We start from the raw sequence: 24758 nt of genomic DNA, 5'->3' as shown, positions 1-24758 counted from the left end.
CGCGCATGGGCCGAGGATGTTCCTCGCGCTGCCTTTTCGGGGCGGAACCGTCGGCTTGCTGAGCGGTTCGACTCGATAACCGCCAGAAACAGAGGCCGCACATGCCGCACGCATATTGGAAGGGTCAGATTCGCCTCGCGCTCGTCTCGATCCCCGTCGAGATCTACACCGCCACGAAGAGCGGCGCGAAAATCTCGTTCCGACAGATTCACGAGCCTTCGGGGAAACCGATCAAATACGAAAAGATCGCGCCCGGCGTAGGCCCGGTCGACACCGATGACATCATGAAGGGCTATGAGATCGAGAAGGGCAATTACGTCCTGCTCGAACCCGAGGAGATCGATGCGGTCAAGCTGGAGAGCAAGAAGACGCTCGAACTGACGCAATTCGTCGAAGCGCACGAAATCAGCCCGCTCTATTACGACAAGCCCTATTATGTCGCCCCCGCCGACGATTTGGCCGAAGAAGCGTTCGTCGTGCTGCGCGATGCCCTGCGCAAGACGAAGATGGTGGGGCTCGGGCAGCTGGCGCTCCGCGGCCGCGAATATGTCGTCAGCCTGCGCCCCTGCGGCAAGGGATTGCTGCTCGAAACGCTGCGCTACGCCGAAGAGGTGCGCGAAGGCGAGAGCTTCTTCGATGAGATCGACGACATCGAGCCCGATGACGAGCTGCTCGACCTCGCCGAAACGCTGATCGAGAAGAAGACCGCGCCGTTCGATGCGGGCGAGTTCGAGGACCGCTATGTCGACGCCCTCAAACGCCTGATCGAGAAGAAACGCGAGGCCAAGGGCAAGACGGTGATCGAGGACGACGACGAGGAGACCGGCGGCGAGAAAGGCAATGTCATCGATCTGATGGCGGCGCTCAAGAAATCCGTCGGTAGTGAAAAGGGCAGCAAGACGAAAGCCGCGCGCTCACGCAAGAAGAAGAGCGCCTGATCGATGGCCGCCGATCCGCTCGCCGAATACAACCGGAAGCGCGACTTCGCGAAGACAGCCGAACCCGCGGGGAAGATCGCCAAGGGCGAGGGCAATCGCTTCATCGTGCAGAAACATGACGCGACACGGCTGCACTACGATTTCCGGCTCGAGGCCGATGGGGTGCTCAAAAGCTGGGCGGTCACCAAGGGGCCGAGCCTCGACCCCGACGACAAGCGACTTGCCGTGCGGACCGAAGACCATCCGATGAGCTATGGCGATTTCGAGGGTACGATCCCCAAGGGCGAATATGGCGGCGGGACGGTGATGCTCTGGGATACGGGGCGATGGGCACCGGTCGAGGGCAAGAGCGCAAAGGATATCGAGGACGGCCATCTTCACTTCATTCTCGACGGTGAACGGATGAAGGGTGAATGGCTGCTCGTGCGGATGCGCAAAAAGCCTGGCGAGAAGCGCGAAAACTGGCTGCTGCGCAAGCTCGAGGACCAATATGCGGGCGCCAGCGACGATCTCGTCGCGCGCGAACTGACCAGCATCAAGACGGGCCGGTCGATGGCCGAGATCGCCGATGACGAGGCCGGCGAAACCTCGCTCGAAGGCAAGAAGGGCGCTGCCTTCGAAAAGGCGATGAAGCAGGCGGACAGCGCGGCGAAGAAAGCGGGGTGGCCCAGACGCAAATCGCCGGGCAGGGCAATACTGCCCAAATTCCGCACACCGCAGCTCGCGACGCTTGTCGACGACGTGCCCGGCGGGAACGACTGGCTGCACGAAATCAAATATGACGGCTATCGCGCGCTGATCGCCGCAGCGGGCGACAAGATCAAAATCTATACGCGATCCGGCCTCGACTGGACTGACAAATTCGGTGGCGTTGCAAAGGCCGTGGCGGCGCTCGAATTGCCGGGCGCCTTGATCGATGGCGAGATCGTCGCGCTCGATGCCCATGGCAATCCCGGTTTCTCCGCCCTGCAGAAGCGACTGAAATCAGGCGATGGCGAGCTAACGCTGTTCGCCTTCGACCTGCTCGAGATTGACGGCGAAGACGTGGCACAGCTCCCGCTGATCGAGCGCAAGGAGCGCCTCGCCGGGCTGATCGGCGATAACAGCGACGAAGGCGCCGTCCGCTTCTCCGATCACCTGATCGGTGCCGGCGAGAAGCTGTACGCGGCGATGTGCGATGCCGGCCAGGAAGGGATCATCGCCAAGCGCGCCGACGCTCGCTATCGCGGCAAGCGCAGCAAGGACTGGCTCAAGATCAAATGCACGCGGCGGCAGGAATTCGTGATCGTCGGCTGGAGCGAATCGAGCGCCAAGGGGCGTCCATTCGCGTCGCTGCTCCTCGCCCAGCATATCGACGGCGAACTCGTCTATCGCGGCAAGGCGGGCACCGGTTTTGACGCCGACACGATGGACGACGTCTCGGCCAAGCTGAAGCGGATCGAGCGCAAGACGCCGCCGCTTGACGTGCCCAAGGCGGAATCGCGCAAGGCGCATTGGGTGACGCCCAAGCTCGTCGCCGAGATCGCCTTCGCCGAATTGACCGCCGATGATCGCCTGCGCCATGCGAGCTTCATCGGCCTGCGCAGCGACAAGGAGGCCGGAGAAGTGACGCCGGAGGAAAGCAAGTCCGTGCCCAAAGCCGCCGCCGCATCGGGCGTGACAATCACCCATCCCGACCGCGTGATCTTCCCCGACGCCAAGGCGACCAAGGGCGATCTCGCGGGCTATTACGAAGCAGTCGGCCCGCTGATGCTGCAATCGCTCGCCGACCGGCCCGTCAGCCTCGTCCGCTGTCCGCAGGGGCGCGCCAAGAAATGCTTCTTCCAGAAGCACGACTCCGGCAGCTTCGGCGAACATGTCCACCAGGTCCCGATCAAGGAGAAGGACGGCGGCACCGAGGACTATCTCTATGTCGACAGCATCGCCGGCATTATCGCCTGCGTGCAGATGGGCTCGATCGAATTCCACGGCTGGGGATCGCGGCGGCAGGCGCTGGAACAGCCCGACCGGCTCGTCTTCGACCTCGATCCCGACGAAGGGCTCGACTTCGGCGATGTGAAGAAGGCGGCGGCCGATATCCGCGATACGCTGTCCGAGATCGGTCTCGTCAGCTTCGCGATGCTCTCGGGCGGCAAGGGCGTCCATGTCGTCGTGCCGCTCGAGCCGGAAGCGGATTGGGACACGGTCAAGGATTTCGCCAGCCGCTTCGCGCGCGCACTCGCGGCGCAGGAGCCCGACCGCTTTACCGCGACGATGTCCAAGGCCAAGCGCAAGGGCAAGATCTTCATCGACTGGCTGCGCAACCAGCGCGGCTCGACCTCGGTCATGCCCTATTCCGCCCGCGCCCGCGAAGGCGCGCCTGTCGCCGCGCCGGTGACATGGGAAGAGCTGGAAAGCCTTGAGAATGCACGAGGCTTCTCAATCGCCGACGCGAACACGCTACTCGACCGCGCCCAAACACCAGATTTGAGGCGTTGGGGAATTGGACCGCAGCGATTGCCCAATGTCTGAAGTCTTTGTCTACGAGGGAGCCTTCCGCTGATCGGCGCTTCGCCCAAAATTGCATCCCAAATTTCGGTAGACATACAATTCAGGTCGCAATCTGCAGTTGTCTGCTCTCCACCCATGAGCGGAACCTGAGGGGCTGCAGCGGCCGACCGGGAAGCGGTCAGGCTGCAATATTGCGTGGCGAAACTAAACCGGCCGGTCAGCAAACTGTCCAATTGCGGACAAAGAAGGTGTGCCAGATTTTCAATGGAAATCTCTGCTTTTTGGCAGAATGCGAACGTTGCGCGGATGGCTTGGTTGCGGAGATCGCAACGGGCGGCTCACTTCGTCGGCACGGGAGATTTGCGGGGTGAGCATGTCGTCGCTCAGCGCCGAGAGCCGCCAGGTCGCGTCTTCCATGCTGTCGACGATGACATGCAGAACCTCGTCGTCCATCTCCAGCCGGCCGGTCGCTTCCATCAGCCGTGCGCCCATGATGACCTTCCGGTATCGCTCCATGATGTCGGGCCATATGACCAGGTTCACGACGCCGGTCTCATCTTCGAGTGTGATGAAGCAAACACCCTTTGCGCTGCCCGGCCGCTGCCGGATCAGTACGACGCCGGCGACTTTCACCGCTGCATGGAAATTCTTGCCGCGCAGGTTGCGACTTGCGGTAAAGCCGCATGCGCTCAATTCATCGCGAAAAAACTGCAATGGATGCGCTTTGAGGCTCAGGCGGGTCGTCTGGTAATCCGCGACCACATGCTCTGACAGCGGCATATCGGGCAGTTGGTGGCGCAATCTCTCCTCACCTTCGTCGCGGGTCTCGGCGGCCAGGAAGAGCGGCAGGTCGATGGCTGGCTGTAGCGCGCGCGCATCCCAAAGAGCCTGTCGTCGATCGAGGCCGATTGAACGGAAGGCATCGGCAGCAGCGAGCCGTTCAATCACGCTCGGCGCAAGTTTTGCCCGCTCCTGCAATTCGGCCACACTTTGATAAGCACCGTTCGCATCACGCTCCGTGATGAGATAGGCGGCGGCGACTTCGCGCATGCTATCGACTTGACGAAAGCCCAAGCGCATGGGCGGCTGATCGTTGCCTTCGACGAAGTCCTCCAGCCGGTTGTCCCAGTTGCTGTGATTCACATCGACGGCGCGTATCTCGACGCCGTGTTCGCCCGCATCGCGAACGATCTGCGCGGGTGCGTAAAAGCCCATGGGCTGCGAATTCAGCAGAGCGCAGGCGAAGACGGCCGGGTAATGGCATTTCATCCAGCTCGAAATATAGACGAGATGAGCGAAGCTCGCGGCATGGCTTTCGGGAAAGCCATATTCGCCGAAACCGCGTATCTGGTTGAAACAGCGTTCGGCAAAGTCGGGATCGTAGCCGCGCTCGATCATCCGACCGACCATCTTGTCCTGCAATTCGTCGACCATGCCGCGCGAACGGAAGGTCGCCATTGCCTTGCGCAGCTGGTTGGCCTCGATGCTGGAGAATTTCGCCGCATCGAGCGCGATTTTCATCGCTTGCTCCTGGAAGATCGGGACCCCCAGCGTGCGTTCGAGGATCGAGGAGAGTTCGTCGGGCGGACCATGTTCGGGCGCCGGCTTCGGGATGGCGACCGGCTCTTCGCCCCTTCGGCGCTTCAGATAGGGATGGACCATGTCGCCCTGAATCGGGCCTGGCCGGACGATCGCCACCTCGATGACGAGATCGTAGAAACGGCGCGGCTTCAGCCGGGGCAGCATGTTCATCTGCGCGCGGCTTTCGACCTGGAATACGCCAAGGCTGTCACCCTTGACCAGCATGTCATAGACGCGCGGGTCTTCGCGAGGGCAGGTCGCCAGTGTCAGGTCGCGGCCGTGATGTGCGCGTAGCAGGTCAAAGCCCTTTTGCAGGCAGGTCAGCATCCCCAGCGCCAGCACATCGATCTTGAGGATGCCGAGCTCGTCAATGTCGTCCTTGTCCCATTCGATGAAGCTGCGTTCAGGCATCGCGCCGTTGCCGATCGGTACGGTTTCGGTCAGCGGCCCCTGGGTCAGGATGAAGCCGCCGACATGCTGTGAGAGGTGGCGCGGCATGCCGATCATCTGTTCGGTCAGCTTCATGACGCGGCGCAGTTGCGGATCGGCCATGTCGAGCCCGGCCTCGGCAGCGTGCTTTTCGCCGATTTCCTTGCCGTAGCTGCCCCACACGGTGCGAGCCAGTGCGGCGGTCGTGTCCTCGGACAGCCCCATGACCTTGCCGACCTCGCGGATCGCCATGCGCGGACGGTAGTGGATGACAGTGGCGCACAGCCCCGCACGCTGTCGGCCGTAGCGCCGGTAGATATACTGGATGACTTCCTCGCGCCTTTCATGCTCGAAATCGACATCGATGTCGGGCGGCTCCTTGCGCTCTTCGGAGATGAAGCGGTCGAACAGCAGCTCATGCTCGTCGGGATCGACGGCGGTGATGCCGAGACAATAGCAAACGGCCGAGTTGGCGGCGCTCCCACGCCCCTGACACAGGATCGGCGGATCGCAGCCACGAGCGAAATCGATGATGTCCTTGATGGTGAGGAAATAGCGGGCAATGTCGAGCTTGCCGATCAGCGTCAGTTCGCGATCAATCAGGCGTTTCACCTTGTCGGGTACACCATCGGGATAGCGCCCGTTCGCACCTTCCCATGCCAGTGCGGTAAGCTGTTCGTCCGGCGTGCGATCCTTCGGGATGGGTTCGTCGGGATATTCGTAGGCCAGCTCGTCGAGGCTGAAGGCACAGGCATCTGCGACTTCGCGGGTGGCCGCGATGGCGTGCGGCCATTTCGCAAATAATCGGTTCATCTCGTCCGGCGATTTGAAATGCCGCTCGGCATTCGCATGGAGCAGGAGACCTGCCCTGGCGATCGTCGTCTTTTCGCGGATGCAGTTCATCACGTCCTGCAAGGGGCGCCGCTCCGGCGCGTGGTAGTGCACATCGTTGGTGGCGAGCAGGGAAAGGCCGCTTGCTTCGGCGAGCGTATCGAGCCGGTTGATTCGCGCGATGTCACTGCCGCGATAGAGATAGGCGGCAGCAAGGTGGCGCAGGGTTGGCAGGCGCCCGGCCAAATCGGTCAGCGCCGTCTCGAACACCTGGTCGAGCTTTTCCGGCGGCAGCAGGATCAGCTGGATGCCCTCGGCATGCCCGGCGAGCATGGCAAGGTCGATATGCGTTTCGCCCTTGTCCTGCCACTCGCCGTCAAGCGTCGCCATCTTACCTGCCGAAAGCAGCGCCGAAAGGCGGCCATAGGCGGCCCTGTCTTTTGGATAGGCGAGGAAATGCCAGCCTTCGACAGTGACCAGCCGGCAACCAATAACCGGCCGTATTTTCGCGGTCTTGGCTTCAGCATGAATGCGCACGACACCGGCCAGCGTGTTGCGATCCGCAACACCGATCGCGTCATAACCGAGTCCGAACGCCGTCAGCACCAGATCGACCGCATCGGACGCGCCGCGCAGGAAGGAGAAGCAACTCGTGACGCCCAGTTCCACATAATCAGCGCGAGGATTGCCGGTGAAACCCTCATCGGAGAGACGCGCGAGCGTGCGGCGGTCCGGTGTCAGCGGGTGGTCAGGCATCAGGCGAAAAACCCATGCAGATACCAGTCGGGCGGACCGCCACGCCCGTCACCGATCAGGCCGTAGCGGTAAATCCAGTAGCGGCGGCCCTTTTCATCTTCGATGCGATAATAATCGCGCAGCCGGGTCGCCGAGCGCTGCCGCCACCATTCAGGGGCGATGCGTTCCGGCCCTTCGGCCTTGGCGATGTCATGCAATGCACCGCGCCAGCGAAAGCGGCGTGGCAACCCTTCTGGTGTCGCATAGATGACGGTGATCGGTTCTGCCCTATCGAGCAGCTTGAGCGGCCTTTCATGAAAACCGAAGTCATATTGCCCGGTCGCTGGTCGTCCATCCGGAGAGACGCGCCGCTGAGCGCGCTCGGGAAGATGGCTTTCGCGCGGAACCAGTCGAGATACCCGCCCTTTGCCCAGTCGCGTGACCAGCCGATCGATCAGAACGGGAAGCGTCGTGCCATGCGTTACCGACGCATCGAGCCGATCCTGTGCACTGCCCAGCGGCTCGGCCCAGATCACGGTGAGGCGAGCTTGATCGATCCCGAATCCCGCATCGATTCCGTCCAGGCGTTCCTCGAACAGTCTCGACAAATGGTCGGCATCGCGCGACGGGGACGCCAACTCCACATTCAGCCGGATCATGTCACCATCAACGCGCCAAAGCTGTAGTAACAACCGTCGCGCGCCTTTTGCTTCGGCTTCGAGGCTGCGGGCCAGATCACAGGACAAATCGGTCACGATCCGGGCCAGCAACCCGACATGCAGGATTGGTTCTACAAGGCGGCGTTCGGACGCCAGCGGCGGCTCATCGATCAGCGGCATGAGAGGCTCATGTGTCTTGCCGAGCATCTGATCGAGGCGAACAAGCGGATTGGCCTCTGCCGAGCGCCGGTTGCGAAAGCGGCGGACAAGGCTTTCGCGCGGCACGGCCATCAGGTCGCGGATCGACTTGAGGCCGAGCCTGGTCAGCAAAAGCTTTGTTTCGGCATTGATGCGCAAGGCTGCCACGGGCAGTGGAGCCAGCACAGATGGCAAGGCCTCCTCGTCCAGAATCACGCAGCGATCCTTGCCGTGATGAGACAGCGCCCATGCCGCGCCCGTATTGGAAGCGAGTGCGGTCCGGCAGGTATGCCCCTGCATGGCGAACCATGTCTCGATCTTTTCCAGCATCGCCGCTTCGCCGTCGAAGAGATGGGCGCTACCGGATGTGTCGAGCAGGATATCCTCCGTACCGTCGACCATGCTCCATGGTCCCCAGCGCTGCGCCGCCAATGCCATCTTTTCGAGCGTTCGCTGATTGCCCTCATGATCGGAAGGCATGGCAAGCAGCTGCGGCGCGAGCATCCGCGCATCGGCAAGCCGCATCCCGGCCCGGGCTCCGGCTTCGCTGGCGAGCGGGTTGGCCGCATCGATCACGGGCCCGTGCGCGGTTTCCGTCACCAGCACGACCGGTTGGAACGCGGCCTCTGAATCACCCCTTAAGGCGGCGCTGCGGCTCCAGCGGTCGATCGCAAAGTTCGGGAACCAGAGCGAGACGATTGCCCGGCTCATGCGAACGGTTCCCCCGATCGAACCCATGATCCAGCAGAAACCGGCCGGGTTTCAATCCCCGGCCGCGAAACAGCTCGGCCGAAACGCGCGGTGCACCCGGCGCGGTAGCGTTCCAGGGATGTAGGGCGGACGGTGCCGTTTCGGCGCGCCAGCGCAGCCGTGCCGCGGACAGGTCGGCATGACCGTCGCGGCGCAACAGATAAAGGGGAACGCCATGCCGCTCCGACGCCAACACCAGGCGCCGTGTCGCGGTGAAATCGAGCGACCGGGGATCGTTGGCGAGTTCGCCGATGACGAAGGAAAGCGCGCCGCATCTTACACCCTCTTCCATCGCCCAGAGTGCATCGGCGGCGTTACGCGCCTCGACATGGAGCATGCCGGAGCGGCAGGCCATTGGAAGGCCATGGAAATAGGGGCGGCCACATCGCCTGATACTGGCTGCATCTTGCACCCAGAGCCAATGATCTGTGCGCTCTCGATCCCTGCATTGTTGTTGTGCGAAGGCGAGCGCCATTGCTTCGCCGGATGCCTCATCGTTGCTTGAAAAGATTTCCCAGACCGAACGAGGCAAACGCAATTCCGGCGACCAGTGGTCGGGGCTTGCAGCCAAAACGACAGGGAGATCAGCCGCGCGAAGTGCATTAATACCGGCAAGCGGTTCATTGGCTCTGGACGAGGTCTTTGTATCGGCATCGGTCACGGCGAAACTGCGAATCGGGATTGCAAATGTTCCGCTTATGTTCTCACTGATCCCGGCCGCGATCAAGGCAGGATTTTCAACGCCCCGCATTCCAGGGTCGATCAGTGCGTTCGATCTGCATGCGATCCGGATCGCAAGGCCGTTGTAGCGCCAGCACATCCTCGAAACTTCCAAAGAGCCATTTGTCGTGATCTTCGGGCGCAAGGATCACCGGCATCCGATCGTGCACCGGAGAAACCAGATCGTTCGCCTCGGTCATCACACCGGAATAGACATTGCCCCACTCTTCCGACGGGCGCCAAAGGCCTGCCCACGCGAAAACGGGTTCTTCAGTGATGGAAAACCATGTGCGCGTCTTCTTACCGCTCGGCCCTTCGGCCTCGGCGAACTCGCTCACCGGAATCAGGCATCGCCACCCTGGGTTTGCGGCAGCCGACTTCCAGAACGGACTTTCCAAATTGCGCGCATTATTTACCGGCTTCGGCTTTAGCGGCTTGCCGGTCCGCTTGCTTCTGCGCGTCAGCGGAAACCCCCAGCTCATCACCTTGAGCTCTCGCACGCCATTTTCGACAAACAGCACCGGACCCGGCGTGCCCGGATAAACTTCCGAGGCGACATTCGCCTGCCTCACCTCTTCCAACAGTTCGGCCCTGAACAAACGAGCGATTTCATCGAGCGACTGGCGGGTCCGATATAGATTGCACATAAAGCGATCAGCCATTCATCGGTGGTCAGTTGGGGGTGCGTACCAGAAACAAGCCACAAGATTCCAACCAGACGAAAAAGTCGAGTGAATACGACCACCTTGTGACGGAAGGCGCCAGAAGCCGGGCTCGACTTCTGCTGACCAACCGTCAAACTCAACACATCAGACCAACGTCCGCTTTCACCCATGAGCGGAACTTAGGCTATTGCAGCGACCGGCCGGGAAGCGGTCAGGCTGCAACATCGGATCGCGAAACTAAACCGGCCGGTCGGCGAGGGACCGGGTGAACTGATTGTCGGCTTCGATCGCGATCGTTATCGCGCGGCCGGGCTTGTCTAGTCGGGGCCGGTGCGGCGTTCGACCACCTCATCCTCGTGATAGGCCCGCAGAGTTTCCTGTAGGTCATCTTCATCATCCGCCTCTGCCTGTTCGGGCCGGTTGTTCGCACGTCCGGTTGAAGGGATCAGGCAGACCTCGGTGTGGACGGGCAGGTGGTCAGACCCCACCGGATCGCCGACCGACAGACTTCGGATCGCGAACTCCTCGGTAAAGAAGACATGGTCGAGCGGCCATCGGAAGCCGGGGAGTGAGGCCGGGAAGGTGGCGTAAAAGCCGCGCCCGATGCGCGGATCGACATAGCGGCCGATCCGGCGGAACAGCTGTGAGGTTTCCGACCAGCCGACATCGTTGAAATCGCCGAGCGTGAACGCCGGCAGGCCGGCATCGCGCGTCATCATCGCCGCGATCGCGATCTCGGCGTCGCGTTCCTCGGTGTCCTGTCCGGGATGCGGAGGGCGGGGATGCAGCGCGGCAAGGCGGAACCTGCGGCCAGCGGGCGTGCGCATAACGGCATGGACAGAAGGCGTGCGCGGCTCGGCGAGATTGAGGATCTCAGCGGTTTCCACATCGAGCCGAGTTGCAAGCGCCATGCCGTAGCGGTTTGAGAGCGGCGCCTCGAACCGGTGCGGATATCTTGCGAGCGTGGGCTGGACCGCATTGAGCCAGTTGCTGTCGGTTTCCATCAGCAGGAGCAGGTCGGCATCCGCTTCCTCGATCGCGTCGATCGAGCGACGGTAATCGCGATTGTCCTGCAGCACATTGAGACTGAAGGCCGTGAAACAATGCCCCTCGCGCGTCGCGGCGTCGACCTCGACCATCTCCGCCTCGACCGGGCTCAGGATCGTATACGGATAGATATGACCTGCCTGATAGGCGATCGCCACAGCAAGCGCTGCGGCGAGTGGCCAGCGGAAACGGAACCGGCAGAAGAACAAGCCGATGAGCACGAGCCCGCCGATCGTCATCACGAACAGTCGCGGAAAGTCCCAAATGCGAAACCACCATTGACTGGACGGGATTGCGCTCGCGAGCGTCACCAGGATGACGGCGATCGCGACGAGCCAGAGCGCGACGATCCCCGCGTTGCGGATGGTTCGATGCGACACAGTGAACACGGTGAACGATCCCCTGCTTCAGCCTGCTCTACGCACGCACCGTGCGGTGGGCAACCGCTCTGCGCATCCGTGGGTCTATCCTCGGCATCTGCTTTCCATCGATGCAAGTCGATTCATCATTCTTAGCCCTGTTTTGATTCTATAACCCGATCGGCCGGAGCAATGGCCCGATAGTGAAGCCCTCTGCGCCGAAGTACCACTTCGACCTTTGCGCCCAACAATCCGATCATTTGGCGTTCTAATATCGCCGTACCGAAGCCTTTGCTGACTGCCCGTTTCACCGGTGGTCCACCGGTTTCCTTCCATTCAAATGATACGGTCTGCTTGGGGACGGGTCCTTCGGACAAAGACCAGGAAATGGATATCTCGCCCGTTTGGTTTGAAAGCGCTCCATATTTGGCAGCATTGGTGGCCAATTCGTGCACCGCCATTCCAATCGCTTGGGCTGGGGTAGATTTTACAAATAGCCTCGGGCCGTTGAAAAATATACGCTCACCAAACAGGCCATCAAAGTGGGCCAGCTGCGAACGTATAAGTTCGTCGAGAGGTATTTCTGTCCAATGGTTGTGAACCAGGATATCCTGGTTGGCTGCCAACGCTCCTATTCGGCTCTCCAAAGCCTCTACATAATCTTCTGGGTGCCGGGCCGCCGTCTGGCGAGCGATCACCTGAACGAGCGCGAGAAGGTTTTTGGATCTATGGTTGACCTCTCGCAGCAATATTTGCTCTCGCTCCGCCGCTTGGTTCTGAGCTGTGGTGTCAGTGATCGATGCAAAAAACACATGGTCCGGCTTCGGAAAATACTGAAGTTGGACCGACACGTCGTACGTCGTTCCATCTTTGCGCAGATGCACCGTATCAAAATGAAGCTGGGTAACCTTGCCCCCTACCAAGGGAGCAACAAATTCTCGAAAAATCTCTTCGGGATATTCAGGCTTCACATCCCACGGCGTAAGTAAGCGCAGCTCTTCCATGGAATAACCCAGATTGTCTCGGGCCCCCCTGTTCGCGAGCTCGAACCTGAAGGTTGCCGCTGAGAAAATGAACGCCTCGCTCAGAGACTCCTCGACAATCCGCCCCAGTCGCTCGTTGTCCGTCGTACTGGCGATGCGTTCGAGTTCAGCACCGGTCCTTCCGGCGAACAGTTCAATCGCATCCAATGCAGTGTCAATATTCGCAATTCGTGTATCGTTGAGGACTGCGAGCAATCCCAACACTTTTCCGGTGGAAGAGCATACCGGAACGCCAACATATGCGTGCGCTCCCATCTTCGACAGAAGATCGTCTGCAGGAAAATGCTCCTGCAATCGGTCCGGATAGGCGCAAGCCCCTTGAGTAAAAATATTCTCACACGGCGAACCGACAAGATCGTAGTCGAAGGGGTCTTGGAGCTCCCCGTCCCACATCATGACGGCGGAGGCTTTCATGCTGTTCTCGCGACATACCTTGCTAACCAAAACCCAGCGAACATTGAGTTGCTCGGCAAGAGCTTGGGCCATGGCTGCAAAAAAATCGTTTCCGACAGATCTCGAAGCTATCGACAGTAGTTCGTAGGCGTCCTCAATTTTGAGAGACTTGCTGCTCAGCTTGGCTGCTATTGCGCGCATGTGCGATCCCTTTTCGAACACATACACCTGCTTCAAGGAAGCGCCAAAGGGAATCGTCGAGGCTTGCCGCTTGGTACAAGGGTGACCTTAGTCCAGAACACGGCCCGGCGATTTTGGGATGTCTTTCGGTAGGCTGCACCCATCCCCAAGAGCCTTCAATCGGAGACGTTGGATTTATGCAACGTCATTCCGAAAATCTCGATCGACCGGCCTCCTGGTTCGATGATTTCCCCGCGTTCGGTCCAAACACCATCATCGTGCTCGATGGTATAGACTATCTGCCCGCGAGGCGTATCCATACGCCAGTTAAAACCCTCATTCGTCGGTTGAAGTAGAAAATTGCCGCCCCTCCCGTTCGCAAGGGCAGTCCGGAAACGATATTCATTTGCGCCTGCATCCCATGTGATCATGGCCATGGCATCGTGAACAACTCGATCGGAATGGCCAGGCTCATGGTGCCTGCCTTCGACAAGCAAGGCGGCTCCGCTGAGTCTTGACGACACTATTTCCTGCGATTCGAATGATAGACGCTCCCCATTCGGCGCTAGCATCCATCCTTCGCCCTGCCACTCACCGACCATCCAGGCAAAAGGCACCATATGGTCCTGGGGGGCAGAAAGCTCGCCTCGTTGCTCAACGGCACTATCCGCTGCCGCTATGAGCAAAGGGGCGGCAAGTGCCAGAAGGAAAGCATTAAGGTAGCGCACGAGAATCACCTTTTCACATAAGTCGCAAATGGCATTTCGCTATCGCTACCAGACGGGTTCAGCGCTGTCGAAAGTCAACTTTGCCGCTCGCCACAACAATCGCTGCTTGGCCGCTTATCTAGGGCGCCAGACATGATCGGTCTCAGCGGCACAATGCATGGTATCGAGCCTTTATCGAACGGCAGCTTTCCACCCAGAAGCCGAACTTGAGCGATCGCAGCGACCTGCCGAAAACCTGTCAGGCCGCTATATCGGATCGCGAAACCAAACCGGCCGGTCAGCAAACGACCCGCAACGGACATCGTGTGCATTACCAAAAGCTGTCAGTCTTCGCCCTATAATTTGTCGTTCGCGGCGCGACACGGCGATCCCGAAAGCGGCCGTTCGTTCAGGCGTCGGGGGAAGGGCACCCTCCGCTTCAACCGCTTGGCTCATTGAGATGTCTGCTCTTGGATACCAATAGGTCAAAGTCGTCAATCCGCTACCGGCCCAGTTGCAGGAAGTCTGCTTCGGTAGGCGGAGGCAGGACATCGCGACATGATTCCGGTCGCAGACATTATTGGCACCTTCCCCTAAAGGTAGCATCATGCCTTCCACCCTCGGCCTCTCATCCGTCACCGTACCGCCAGGCACATTGAGACCGCTCGCCGGTATTGCCACGGACTGCGCGCCCATAGCGGGCTTCGACCCCGACGAACCAATGCCGCTCGCTGATTATTTCCGATTGTGCGAAGCGCTGGCACTCAGGATGGGGGATGAGGCGATCCATCTGTCGCTGCGGCCGCTGATGCTCGGCACGTCAGACCTGATCCGGGACAGGTTGCGCGGCGCGGCGACGGTGCGCGAGATGCTCGAGATCATCGCGCAGAGCTATAACGTGATCCATGGCGCGCCGTACAACCGGGTGCGGCTGGCGCGGAACGAGCTCGTCTTCATCGTCGACGATCGGGGCTTTCCCTATGCCGTCGACAAGGACGATCCGTTCATCCTGTTCTCGATCGAGGCGCTGCTCGTCTATGTCCACATCCTGATCCAGTCGGCGCGGGCGAGCGGCGGGCCTCTGCCGCTGCACAGCCTGCGGACGCGGCGCGGGCTCGCCGACGGGCCGAGCCCGCTCGCGCAATGGGGCGTGCCGATCGCACACGGCGCCGACCGGTTCGAACTGCATTACGACCGTGAGGCAGGCGGCTGGCCCGTTGATCCCGCGCAATGCCCGGTGCTTTCCGCGCGCACCGTCTATGGCGGGATCGCCCGCGCACTCGGCAGCGACACGCCCGCCGCCGCCGATCCGTCCGACCTCGCCGCGCAACTCGCCGCGATGATCGGCGACGGGATCGACGACCAAGGCGAGGCGGCGCGGCGTCTCGGCCTCAGCGCCGCGACGCTGAGGCGGCGGTTGGCGGAGCGTGGAACGAACTTTCGCGACATCCGCGCCGGGCAGCTCCGCCTGATGGCCGAACAGCGGCTGCAACAAGGGGCACGGATCGCCGATATCGCCGAAGAACTGGGCTTCAGCGACGGGCGCAGCTTCGCCCGCGCCTATCGCGGCTGGACCGGCCGCAGCCCGAGCGACGGGCGCGCCGCCATGCCCAATTGAGCGAAATTGTCTGATAAAAATTGATCGATTGCGTCATTGCCGCGCACGCGCCGGACTTTAGAGCGGGGTGCGAGACCGGATCGATGCCGGCATGACAGGAAGAGCGATGTTCAACGGGGCGCGCGCCGCCATCGCGGCGACTATTCTACTGCCGATGCCGATGGCCTGCGCCGCGCCGGGCGCCGAGGTCCCCGAACCGGTTGCCGTCGAGCAGACGAGCGCTGCCGACCGCTATATCCCGATCGACGGGGCCCGCGTCCGCGTTCGCGAGGAAGGGCCGGCCGGCGCGCCGGTGATCGTCTTGCTCCACGGCTTCACGATGAGCCTGGAGAGCTGGAACGGCTGGGCCGAGGCGCTGGCGAGTGATTACCGCGTCGTCCGCTACGACCTGCTCGGTCATGGTATGACCGGCCCCGATCCGCTCTCGCGTTATTCAGCTGAAGAGCGCGTCGAGATACTGCGCGAACTTCTCGACAGACTCCACATCGACCGCGCGACGTTTGGCGGCAACAGCTTCGGCGGGCTTGTCGCATGGCGATTTGCAGCGCGCTATCCCGACCGCGTCGACCGGCTGATCCTTGTCGATAGCGGCGCGTATTCGATCTACGGTGTCACCGACGAGCCGGCTCCCGTCCCTCCGGCCATGCGCGCCTATCTGACCCAGCTGCCCGAACCCGCATTTCAGGCTTCGCTCGCCAACATCTTCGCGGACCTCTCACGGATCAGCGACAGTCGCAAGGCGGAAATCCGGGAGATGATGGCGCAGCCCGGAAATGCCGAAGCCTTTATCGCGCATCTCGAGGAATTCGTGCTGCCCGATCCCGAGCCCGATCTCGCACGCATCGAGGCACCGACGCTGGTGCTGTGGGGCGAGGAGGATGCACTCATCCCGCTCGAACAGGCCGGATGGATCGAGGCCGCGATCCCGAACGCGCGCCGCATCACCTATCCGGGCGTCGGCCACGCGCCGCAGGAAGAAATTCCGGCGCAGACCGCCGCCGATGTCCGCCATTTCCTTCGCGAGACGTCGCAATGAATTCCACCACCATCATGTCCAACAGGGAGGGCACAATGTCCCATCGAACCACTCGCTATCTCCTCGGCGCCGCGATTGCGCCGCTTGCCGCGCTGGCTCCTTCGCCCGCCGCCGCGCAGGCCGGAACGGCGGCAAGCGACGGCGCGAGCGCGCCGATCGTCGTCACAGCGCGCCGCCGCGATGAATCGCTGATCGAGGTGCCGCTTTCGATCACCGCGATCAGCGGCGAGGATCTCAACAATCAGGGCGCGCTCGACATCACCGAGGTCGCCGAGAACGTGCCCAACGTCACCTTCGAGGTCTCGCGCGGCACCAACACCACGCTCACCACCTTCATCCGCGGCGTGGGTCAGCAGGATCCCGTCGCCGGGTTCGAAAACGGCGTCGGCCTCTATGTCGACGACGTCTATTACAACCGACCGCAGGGCGCGGTGCTCGATATCTTCGACGTCGAGCGGATCGAAGTGCTGCGCGGGCCGCAGGGCACGCTTTACGGCCGCAACACGATCGGCGGCGCAGTCAAGTTCATCACCCGGCGGCTCGCGGACAGCCCAACCGCCGAAGCGCGCATCCGCGTCGGCAGCTATCAGCAGATGGACGGCATCGCCTCGGTCGCGTTGCCGGTCGGCGACAGCGGCTTTTTCGTCGGCGGTTCGGCGGCGCTGCTGACGCGCGACGGCTATGGCGAGAACCTCAACCTCAACGGCTATGACAATTACAACAAGGACGTCTTCGCGGCGCGCGGGACGATCGAATATGCGCCGAACGCCGACGTCTTCGTCCGCATCACCGGCGACTATACCGATGACTGGAGCCATCCGCGCCAGGGCCATCGGCTGATCCCCGGCCTCGTCACCGGCGCGCCAGTGCTCGACGATGTCTACGATACGCGCGCGGGGCTGGAAAATCCGCGCCAGCGCGTCGAGGCCTATGGCGGATCGGGCACGATCGAGCTGCAGGTCACCGATACCCTTCGGTTGCGCAACATCCTGGCTTGGCGCGAGGACGAGAGCTCCACGCCGATCGATTTCGACAGCCTGCCGCAGCAGGATGTCGATGTTCCCGCGATCTATACCAACGATCAGTTCTCCGAGGAATTCCAGATCGTCTACGACGATGATCGCCTCGCGGGGTTGATCGGTTTCTATTATCTCGACGCCAATGCGACGACCAATTTCGACGTGATCCTCGCCGAACAGGGCGCCGCCATCCCGTTCCCCTTCGGTCCGCTGCCGGGGCTGACGGCGAAGACCTTCGGCAATGTCGACACCGAAACCTGGTCGATCTTCGGCGACTTCACCTTCGACATCACCGACCAGTGGAGCGTGTCGCTCGGCGGCCGCTATACGCATGATCGCCGCGATTCACGCGTTTTGCGCGAGACATACCTCTTCGGCCCAACCGCCGAATTCGGCGGCGATACGGCGCTGCTGATCGCGACGACGTCGGACTTCAACGGCTCGGCGACGTTCGAGGAGTTCACGCCGCGTGCCTCGGTTTCGTTCCGGCCGACGCCCGATCATAATATCTATGCAAGCTACAGCCGCGGCTTCAAGGGCGGCGGGTTCGATCCGCGCGGGCTGACGACGGCGGCACCCGATCTCAACGGCGACGGCGTGGTCGACCAAGGCGAAATCTACGACTTCATGTCGTTCGATCCGGAAACGGTCGACAGTTATGAACTCGGTTATCGCGGCTCGCTCGCCAATGGCGCGGTGACGCTCGCGCTCGCCGGCTTCTACGCCGACTATACCGATATCCAGATTCCGGGTTCGGTCGGCTTCGACAGCGACGGTGACGGCATCAACGACACGTTCGTCGGCGTCACAACCAATGCCGGCGCGGCGACGATCTGGGGCATCGAGTTCGAGGGCAATGCCCGGCTCGGCCGCGATCTCGCCGCACTAGGGGACAGCCTGCGCTTCACCTGGGCGGCAGGCTATATCAATGCCGAGTACGACGTCTTCATCGACAATTTCGGCAACGACGTCGCCAATCAGCGCGTGTTCCAGAACACGCCCGAATGGACGCTGTCGGGGACGCTCGACTATTCGATTCCCGCATTCGGCGGCGAGCTGCTGTTCGGAACCACCGTCGCCTATCGCAGCGAGACGAGCCAGTTCGAGGTGCGCAGCCCGCTGGACCAGCCCGGCTATGCGCTCTGGGATGCGAGCATCGTGTGGACTTCGGAAGACGACCACTGGCAGCTCGGCCTGCACGGCAAGAACCTGACCGATCACCGCTACATCGTCTCGGGCTACAATTTCATCAATGCAGCAGGTGGATCCACGCTCGGCCGCGACGGCGTGCTGACCGCGTTCTACGGCGACCCCCTGCGCGTCTTCGCGAGCGCCCGGATGCGGTTTTAGCGATAATGTTTGCGGGATTCGACCTGCGGTCGGGCGCAGCGCCCGCGCTCACACGGCCTCCAACGAATTTATGCTTATTGGGTGGCCGGGTGGAAGTGGGCGCTGGTGAGGTAATCTCACGATAGCGAAGGCCTAACTGATTGGCACCCCGCTATTCCCAGCAACCGCCAGTAAGCTAAAAAAGGGAGGCTAGTCGGCACGATCAGATGGTCAACGACGAGGAGGAAAATCTTTGAGGGGCCCTGTCAGGAGCAAATGCACGTGGGACGGTTCCGGTTTAATAGGCGACTGTCTGACGGGGACAGCTAGTCGGCTTCGATGCCCAGAAACAGAGGGCCTGCCACCCCGTTTCGCTACTTCAACTCCTCGCCCGCGGTGATCCTCTGAAATGATGTTTGGGACCACGCCTATTATCTCATCTACCAGAATGGGCACGGCGACTATCTCGATGGATAGTGGAATGGTGTGAACTGGGCCGAAATCTCCCGATGCTTTCCGAGGCGTTAGGCGGCAATTAGGTGGCACATTGATCCGCTTAAGCGCCGACAACCAGCAGTTGGTTCCGCCCCTCTCCTGTCGGGCCGGACGAACAATGCCCAAGCTGCGCCAGGCTAATCCCGTCCGCTTCCGATATGCTCCTCGAGAAATTCGAGATACGCCTCGGAGGCGGTGATCCGGTTCTCGCGACGCAGGAAGCCATGGCCTTCGTCCGGGAAGATCACATATTCGACCGGCACGTCGTTGCCGCGCACCGCCTCGACAAGCTCGTCGCTTTCGATCTGCAGTACGCGCGGGTCGTTCGCCCCCTGCACCACCAATAGCGGCCTCACGATCTGGTCGGCATGGAAAAGCGGCGAGATCGCGCGGTGACGCTCGGCGTCGGTCGCCGGATCGCCCATCTCATCATACAGAGCCTCGCGAAACGCCTCCCAATAGGGCGGGATCGAATTGAGCGTGCGCACCCAGTTGGTGACGCCGAAGATGTTGACGCCGGCATCGAATACTTCGGGATGGAAGGCGAGCGCCGCCGCCGTCATATAGCCGCCATAGGACCCGCCCATCACCGCAATACGATCGTCGGCGATCCAGTCCATGTCCTGAAGGAAATCCTTGGAGGCGATGACATCGCGCAGGTCGGCATCGCCATGCCGCCGGTCGTCCATATGGAAGAAGGTCTTGCCATAGCCCGACGAGCCGCGATTGTTGATCCCGTAGACCGCAAAGCCGTGATTCACGAGATGCTGGATCGCCGCGCTGTATCCGCGCCGCGTCTGGCCGCCCGGCCCGCCATGAACATAGACGATCGCCGGAGCGGGATTGTCCGCGCTGGCGCCGTGGGGACGATAGAGGATGCCCGGTATCTCCACGCCGTCATAGCTTTCGAACCGCGCGACGGTCGCGCTGACGAGATGATACTCGTCGATGGCCGGGTTCAGCGCGCTGGTCAGCCGCTGGGCCTCGCCGCTTGTGAGATCGGCAACGAAGATATCGGCGGGCGAAGTGTCCGACGACACGGTGAATGCGATCCGATTTTCCTCGCGGTTGAAGCGGACGCTGCCCAGATCGCCTTCGGGAATACCCGTCAGCGTGACCGGTTCGCCCGTCCGTGTATCGGTGATCGTCAATTGGGTTTGCGCATCGGCGTTGATCGCATGAACGCGGTAGCGGCCCGAGGGCGAAGGGCTGACAAAGCTGACGTCCCAGTCCGCCTCGATCAGGGGCGTCTTTTCGCCGGTCGCAACGTCGTACGCCCAAGCCTGGTAGAATTCGCCATGCTCGTCGGTGCCGTAGATCAGCGTGCCGCCATCGGGCGTGAAGTCGTAAACACCGTGGCTGATATTGCCCTCATGCCCGGTAATCAGCTGCGGCTCTCCGCCATCCTCGCCCAGCCTGACCAGATAAAGGTCGTTGTCGGCACTCGTCCGTTCCTTGACGAGCGCCAGATACCGGCCGTCGCGCGACACCGCGCCAAGGCCGTAGCCACCGGTATTTTCGAACACCATACGGCGCTCGTAATCGTCCGCCTCATAGGCATAGAGGTCGAACATCTGCGGGTCGCGCTCATTGGTCGAGATGTAGAGCGTCTCGCCGTCGGCGCTCCAGCTCGCGAATTGCGCCTTGACGTTCTCGCCCGGCGTCAGGTCCGTGACCGTGCCGTCCTCGGCACGAACATAGACGTGATTGAGCTCGTTGCCGCCCTCATCGGCCGTATACAGGATGCGGCCGTCCGACGGAAAGAAACTGACCGCGAAGGTGGCGTTGTCGGTCGATTGCGTCACCGGCACCGGATCGCCGCCGGCCAACGGAAGCAGATATGCGTTGAAGACGCCGTCCGCATCGCTCGAGATCAGTAAATTCGTGCCATCCGGGGAAAAGGCGACGCCCCCCGGCGATGCCATGCCATAGCTTGTCGTCTCGAAAAACTGCCGCGCCGTATATTCGAGGACGGCATCGGGGTGCGACTGACCGGCCACAGTGCCATTGGCACCGCCGTCCTCGGCCAGTGACACAGCAGGCGCCGCGATAAGTGATGCGGCTGCAATGAGTTGGAATGCGATGTTCATGCCATTACCTTTCGAAGATTCGGTACATCGTTCACGCTTGGAAATCCATATTCAGCGGCTAGAAGCGCCGCGCACGCGTGTCTTGCTGTGCCTGATCCGAACCTGCTTCGCGCATCAAAAAACCCGAAAGCGGACAGTCTCCTTCCGGCCAGAAACGGCTGCGAAACACTGGCCTCTGCCACGTCAGCTTTCCACCCCACTTGCGGTCATCGAAAACAGACTCAAGAACGACGCAAAAGCGGACATTACTCGGTCTTGGCGGCTGTGACCGCTTTCGGGAGCTGATGGCAACCTAGTCAATGGCCGTAAGGAGGGCGCGAAGCAGACGTTCAATTAGGCGGTGAAATTGAGGCGGCGCACGCCGCCATTTCTACGCGTCCTTATGCCTAGCGATAAAGATTTCCAGCCGTTCCCGGAGCTGCACCGAGGCCATTCCTTCCCTGTCGATCATGACGGTTGCCTGACCGAGAAGCCGATTACGCGTCTCTTCATCAATGGCATCCCAGTGCTTAACCACGGCACCACCAAGGCGCCGGAGAAATTCTTCTTCAGACGTGTCACAAGTAATTCTACCTGGCTTTACCATCTCCTGGCCTCCTACCGATCCATACCTCATCAAAACACCATCAACTCCCAATTCCCATATCCAGAACACAACGCCGCCGTTCACCCTGTCACCGTCCACCATTCGGGCCATTCGACCTTGTGCGGTGTGCGGGTCGCCTGCCACACCTCGCGCTGCTCGTCATCGGTGAGCCGCCGGTCGCCAAGCCGCGCCAGCGCCGCCTCGAAGATCCACGGATTGAGCAGCCAACGCATGCGATCCTTGTCGGTCGGATATTTCCGGAACGCGATGCCCAGCGTCCCGACAATCGCATCGGCACCGCTGTCGACATATGACCAGACGATCTTGTCGATCGCCTCGCCTTCGCGGCCGCCGCGTGCCGCTCGCGCCGTCTCGATCGCCTCGAGCGAAGCGCGCGCGGAGGCGCTGTCACCCGCCGCTCGCGCCCGTCCTCGCGTATGGTCACCATCTGGCCGAGCACCGCGTCATAGGGGGCCGTGCGGTGCCGGTTCTTCGGCCGACCCTTGGGATTGCCCGACTGGCCCTTCCTGAACCGGCTCGCCTGCGGCGGCATCCCATAGCCGATCTGTTCGTCGCCGCTCATTCGATCCGTCCCCGCGGCCATCGCAGCATCTCGGCATCGAACGTGAACAGCTTGATGTTGTCGACCGACTGGCGCGACAACTTCCGTCGCCCGGGCCGGCTCAGCGCCGCCTGCGTCGCCCAGGCATGGAGCTTGAGCCGCTTGCACCCGAACTCGGGATCGTCATCGGCGATGCCAAGGAGCCGCATCGCCTCGTCGGCATTGTCGGAGGTGTAATGCGCCTCCGTCGTGATTGCCCGGGCCTCGGGCCTGTGCGTCTTCGCCAGCGCCGCCTCGCGCTTCTCGATCATTTTGAGCACCTTGCGGATGGCCATCCGGCTGCCCTTGAGCGCGGCCTGGTACGTTTGAAGCTCGAGCGCCTCGTCGATCGTGAGCTCGCGCTCCTTGCCGTTCTGCGTGACCGTCAACCTCTTGTCGAAGATGATGTCGAACGCCGAGTTGTGCGGCCGACGCTTCTTTGGGCGTCCCCTGGGGTTTCCCGACTGGCCCTTCCTGAACCGCGTATCGCTCATGCCGCAGCCTTCCCGTCGCCGTCGCGATGGACCAGTTCGGGCTCCTTGCCCGTGAGATCGCTCCAGCGCGTCATCGCAAGGTCGACATAGGCGGGATCGATATCGAGCCCGCGGAACGCGCGTCCCACGCGCTCGGCCGCGATGAGGCTGGTCCCTGATCCCAGGAAGATGTCGAGCACGAGTGCGCCCTGCCGCGTCACATCGCAGATTGCATCGGCAACCATGGCAACGGGTTTGACCGTCGGGTGGAGCGCGAGATCCTCGCGCCGCGATCCCCTCATCGAGTTCACAGAGGCATAGTCCCAGACATTGGTGCGGTTGCGGCCGTGTCTGCCAAGCTCGACGGCGTTGGTGTGCGGGGCGTCGCCAACCCGGTAGACGAACACCATCTCGTGCTTGGAACGATAGAGCGATCCCATGCCGGCATTGCTCTTGTTCCAGACGCAGATGTTCAGCAGGTCGCCATAGATGCCCGCTACCGATGCGGTGACATCGTCCATATGCCGCCAGTCCATGCAGACGAAGTGGACCGCACCGTCGCGCGATACCCTCGCGCAGGCGCCGAGCGTATCGGCGAGGAACGTTCGGAACTGGTCTTCGGTCATCTCGCCCGAGGCCATCGCGAACTCGCGGTGGCGGCCTTTGGCATTGGCGTGGCCGTTGATCTTCACATTGTAAGGCGGGTCGAGGAACGCGCAGTCGATCGTCGCGCCATCGCCGACGAGGCGCTGCAGGAACGCGGCATCGCGGCCGTCGCCGCAGGCGACGCGATGCTCGCCGATCTGCCAGATGTCGCCGGGCTCGACACGCGGATGCTCGGGCACCGCCGGGATCATCTCGTCATCGGGATCGGGCGTCTCTGCGAGCATGACATCGATTTCGCCCGAACTGATCATCGATTGCAGGGAGCCGAATGAAGCCACGCCGGAATGACGAACGGCGAATTGCCGTGCCTTCGCCAGATCGCGCGAGCAGACGGCGGACAAGATTGCCCCCCTGGCAAAGCCGATGTCGGAGGCGAATTGCGTGGCAATTGTTCCGGTGCCGGCGATACCCCAGCGGATGGTCGTGTTCTCGGTCATGCCTGCTTATAGGCCAAGGCTGGTGAAAACAGGGTAAAGGCCGGATCCGACTGGCGGTGCGGCCGGCCAAACCCGGCGATCACCAGGGCAGCGGATCGCCCCGGTAGTCGAAGAAACCTCCGGTGTCGGCAGCCGTCAGGCGATCAAGGACGCTCAGAAGGCGGGCGGCGGCGTCCGCCGGTTGCTGCACGCTCAGCCCGGATTTTGCAAAATCGGACGACAGGCCGGTGTCGACCGTGCCGGGATGAAGCGCCACGCAGACGGCTTCGGGTCTGCGCCGCGCCAGCTCGATCGCGGCGGTGTGGACCAGCTGGTTGAGTGCCGCCTTGGAGGCGCGGTAGCTGTACCAGCCGCCGAGCTGATTGTCGCCAATCGAGCCGACCTTGGCGGAAAGGCTTGCAAACACCGATTTTCCCTGCCTGGGCAGCAGCGGCAGGAAGTGCTTCATCAGCAGCGCCGGCCCAATTGTGTTGACCGCGAAGGCATGCGCCAGATGATCGGGCGTGACGGCGCTCAGCGCCTTTTCCGGAGACAGCCCGTCACCATGCAGGAAACCGGTGGCGTCGAACACCAGTCGAAGTTCGGATTGCCTTGCCTTGATGGTGTTCGCCGCCTCGAGGATGCTCTGCTCATCGAGCAGATCAAGTCTGGGCTCGGACCTGCGGGAAAAGCCAACCACTTCG

The 24758-nt window shown here is 61.9% G+C and carries 18 protein-coding genes and 2 pseudogenes; 6 read left to right on the top strand and 14 right to left on the bottom strand.

The genetic code is table 11. The annotated features are described in order from the left end of the window. Positions 1 to 101: 101 nt before the first annotated feature. On the top strand, positions 102 to 938 hold the full coding sequence (locus Q0139_RS11245; RefSeq protein WP_298021744.1) for a Ku protein: 837 nt from the start codon (positions 102 to 104) through the stop codon (positions 936 to 938). Positions 939 to 941: 3 nt separating this feature from the next. After that, entirely contained in the window at positions 942 to 3449 is a 2508-nt protein-coding gene (gene ligD / locus Q0139_RS11240) for a DNA ligase D (protein WP_298021741.1), read from the top strand. Between the two features lie 240 nt (positions 3450 to 3689). Here the strand turns inward: ligD and Q0139_RS11235 are convergent, their stop codons facing one another. The 7 genes from Q0139_RS11235 to Q0139_RS11205 all read right to left on the bottom strand — a co-directional run bounded on the left by Q0139_RS11235 (position 3690) and on the right by Q0139_RS11205 (position 13746). Continuing rightward, complete coding sequence (locus Q0139_RS11235) at positions 3690 to 7025, bottom strand: error-prone DNA polymerase (RefSeq protein ID WP_298021738.1); 3336 nt, start codon at positions 7023 to 7025, stop codon at positions 3690 to 3692. Then, the gene (locus Q0139_RS11230) at positions 7025 to 8572 is read right to left on the bottom strand and encodes a DUF6504 family protein (RefSeq protein ID WP_298021735.1); all 1548 of its coding nucleotides are present in this window, start codon (positions 8570 to 8572) and stop codon (positions 7025 to 7027) included. The genes Q0139_RS11235 and Q0139_RS11230 overlap by 1 nt, the downstream gene beginning before the upstream one ends. Continuing rightward, entirely contained in the window at positions 8493 to 9431 is a 939-nt protein-coding gene (locus Q0139_RS11225; RefSeq protein WP_298021732.1) for a hypothetical protein, read from the bottom strand. The genes Q0139_RS11230 and Q0139_RS11225 overlap by 80 nt, the downstream gene beginning before the upstream one ends. Beyond that, positions 9349 to 9993, bottom strand: coding sequence for an SOS response-associated peptidase (locus Q0139_RS11220; RefSeq protein ID WP_298021729.1), 645 nt, complete (start codon positions 9991 to 9993; stop codon positions 9349 to 9351). Before Q0139_RS11220 ends, Q0139_RS11225 begins: the two co-directional genes overlap by 83 nt. A 320-nt stretch (positions 9994 to 10313) precedes the next feature. Further along, complete coding sequence (locus tag Q0139_RS11215; RefSeq protein ID WP_298021726.1) at positions 10314 to 11432, bottom strand: endonuclease/exonuclease/phosphatase family protein; 1119 nt, start codon at positions 11430 to 11432, stop codon at positions 10314 to 10316. A 122-nt stretch (positions 11433 to 11554) separates the two neighbouring features. Continuing rightward, positions 11555 to 13066, bottom strand: coding sequence for an HWE histidine kinase domain-containing protein (locus Q0139_RS11210; RefSeq protein ID WP_298021768.1), 1512 nt, complete (start codon positions 13064 to 13066; stop codon positions 11555 to 11557). Positions 13067 to 13194: 128 nt separating this feature from the next. Then, entirely contained in the window at positions 13195 to 13746 is a 552-nt protein-coding gene (locus Q0139_RS11205) for a hypothetical protein (RefSeq protein ID WP_298021723.1), read from the bottom strand. Positions 13747 to 14332: 586 nt separating this feature from the next. Between Q0139_RS11205 and Q0139_RS11200 the strand changes: the two genes are divergently transcribed. From Q0139_RS11200 to Q0139_RS11185, 4 genes and pseudogenes are all read left to right on the top strand, one after another. Continuing rightward, positions 14333 to 15343, top strand: a complete 1011-nt coding sequence (locus tag Q0139_RS11200) for an AraC family transcriptional regulator (protein ID WP_298021720.1) — start codon at positions 14333 to 14335, stop codon at positions 15341 to 15343. A 91-nt stretch (positions 15344 to 15434) separates the two neighbouring features. Then, positions 15435 to 16379: an alpha/beta hydrolase gene (locus Q0139_RS11195; protein WP_298021717.1), complete on the top strand. Its 945-nt coding sequence runs from the start codon at positions 15435 to 15437 to the stop codon at positions 16377 to 16379. Positions 16380 to 16414: 35 nt separating this feature from the next. Next, positions 16415 to 18748: a TonB-dependent receptor gene (locus tag Q0139_RS11190; protein ID WP_298021714.1), complete on the top strand. Its 2334-nt coding sequence runs from the start codon at positions 16415 to 16417 to the stop codon at positions 18746 to 18748. A gap of 393 nt (positions 18749 to 19141) precedes the next feature. After that, positions 19142 to 19204, top strand: a pseudogene (locus Q0139_RS11185) (Fe-Mn family superoxide dismutase); the annotation flags it as partial. A gap of 155 nt (positions 19205 to 19359) precedes the next feature. Here Q0139_RS11185 and Q0139_RS11180 read toward each other — a convergent pair. The 7 genes and pseudogenes from Q0139_RS11180 to Q0139_RS11155 form a co-directional block, all read right to left on the bottom strand. Further along, positions 19360 to 21312 (bottom strand): S9 family peptidase, encoded by a 1953-nt coding sequence (locus Q0139_RS11180; protein ID WP_298021704.1) that lies wholly within the window; start codon positions 21310 to 21312, stop codon positions 19360 to 19362. A 370-nt stretch (positions 21313 to 21682) separates the two neighbouring features. Then, positions 21683 to 22000, bottom strand: a complete 318-nt coding sequence (locus Q0139_RS11175; protein ID WP_298021697.1) for a hypothetical protein — start codon at positions 21998 to 22000, stop codon at positions 21683 to 21685. Further along, a complete protein-coding gene (locus Q0139_RS11170; protein WP_298021694.1) occupies positions 21979 to 22131 on the bottom strand; it encodes a hypothetical protein in 153 nt (50 codons plus the stop codon). Before Q0139_RS11170 ends, Q0139_RS11175 begins: the two co-directional genes overlap by 22 nt. 176 nt (positions 22132 to 22307) lie before the next feature. After that, positions 22308 to 22451: pseudogene (locus Q0139_RS15550) on the bottom strand (DUF5681 domain-containing protein); the annotation flags it as partial. Between the two features lie 26 nt (positions 22452 to 22477). Continuing rightward, on the bottom strand, positions 22478 to 22993 hold the full coding sequence (locus Q0139_RS11165) for a DUF5681 domain-containing protein (RefSeq protein WP_298021691.1): 516 nt from the start codon (positions 22991 to 22993) through the stop codon (positions 22478 to 22480). Next, positions 22990 to 24075, bottom strand: coding sequence for a DNA methyltransferase (locus Q0139_RS11160; RefSeq protein ID WP_298021688.1), 1086 nt, complete (start codon positions 24073 to 24075; stop codon positions 22990 to 22992). The genes Q0139_RS11165 and Q0139_RS11160 overlap by 4 nt, the downstream gene beginning before the upstream one ends. 79 nt (positions 24076 to 24154) lie before the next feature. Then, positions 24155 to 24758, bottom strand: a 604-nt coding sequence (locus Q0139_RS11155; RefSeq protein WP_298021685.1) for an SDR family oxidoreductase, incomplete at its 5' end; no start/stop codon positions are given.

This window comes from uncultured Parasphingopyxis sp., from assembly GCF_937129435.1.
In the GTDB taxonomy this organism is placed as follows: Bacteria; Pseudomonadota; Alphaproteobacteria; order Sphingomonadales; family Sphingomonadaceae; genus Parasphingopyxis.
This window is presented reverse-complemented; position numbering and strand designations above follow the sequence as displayed.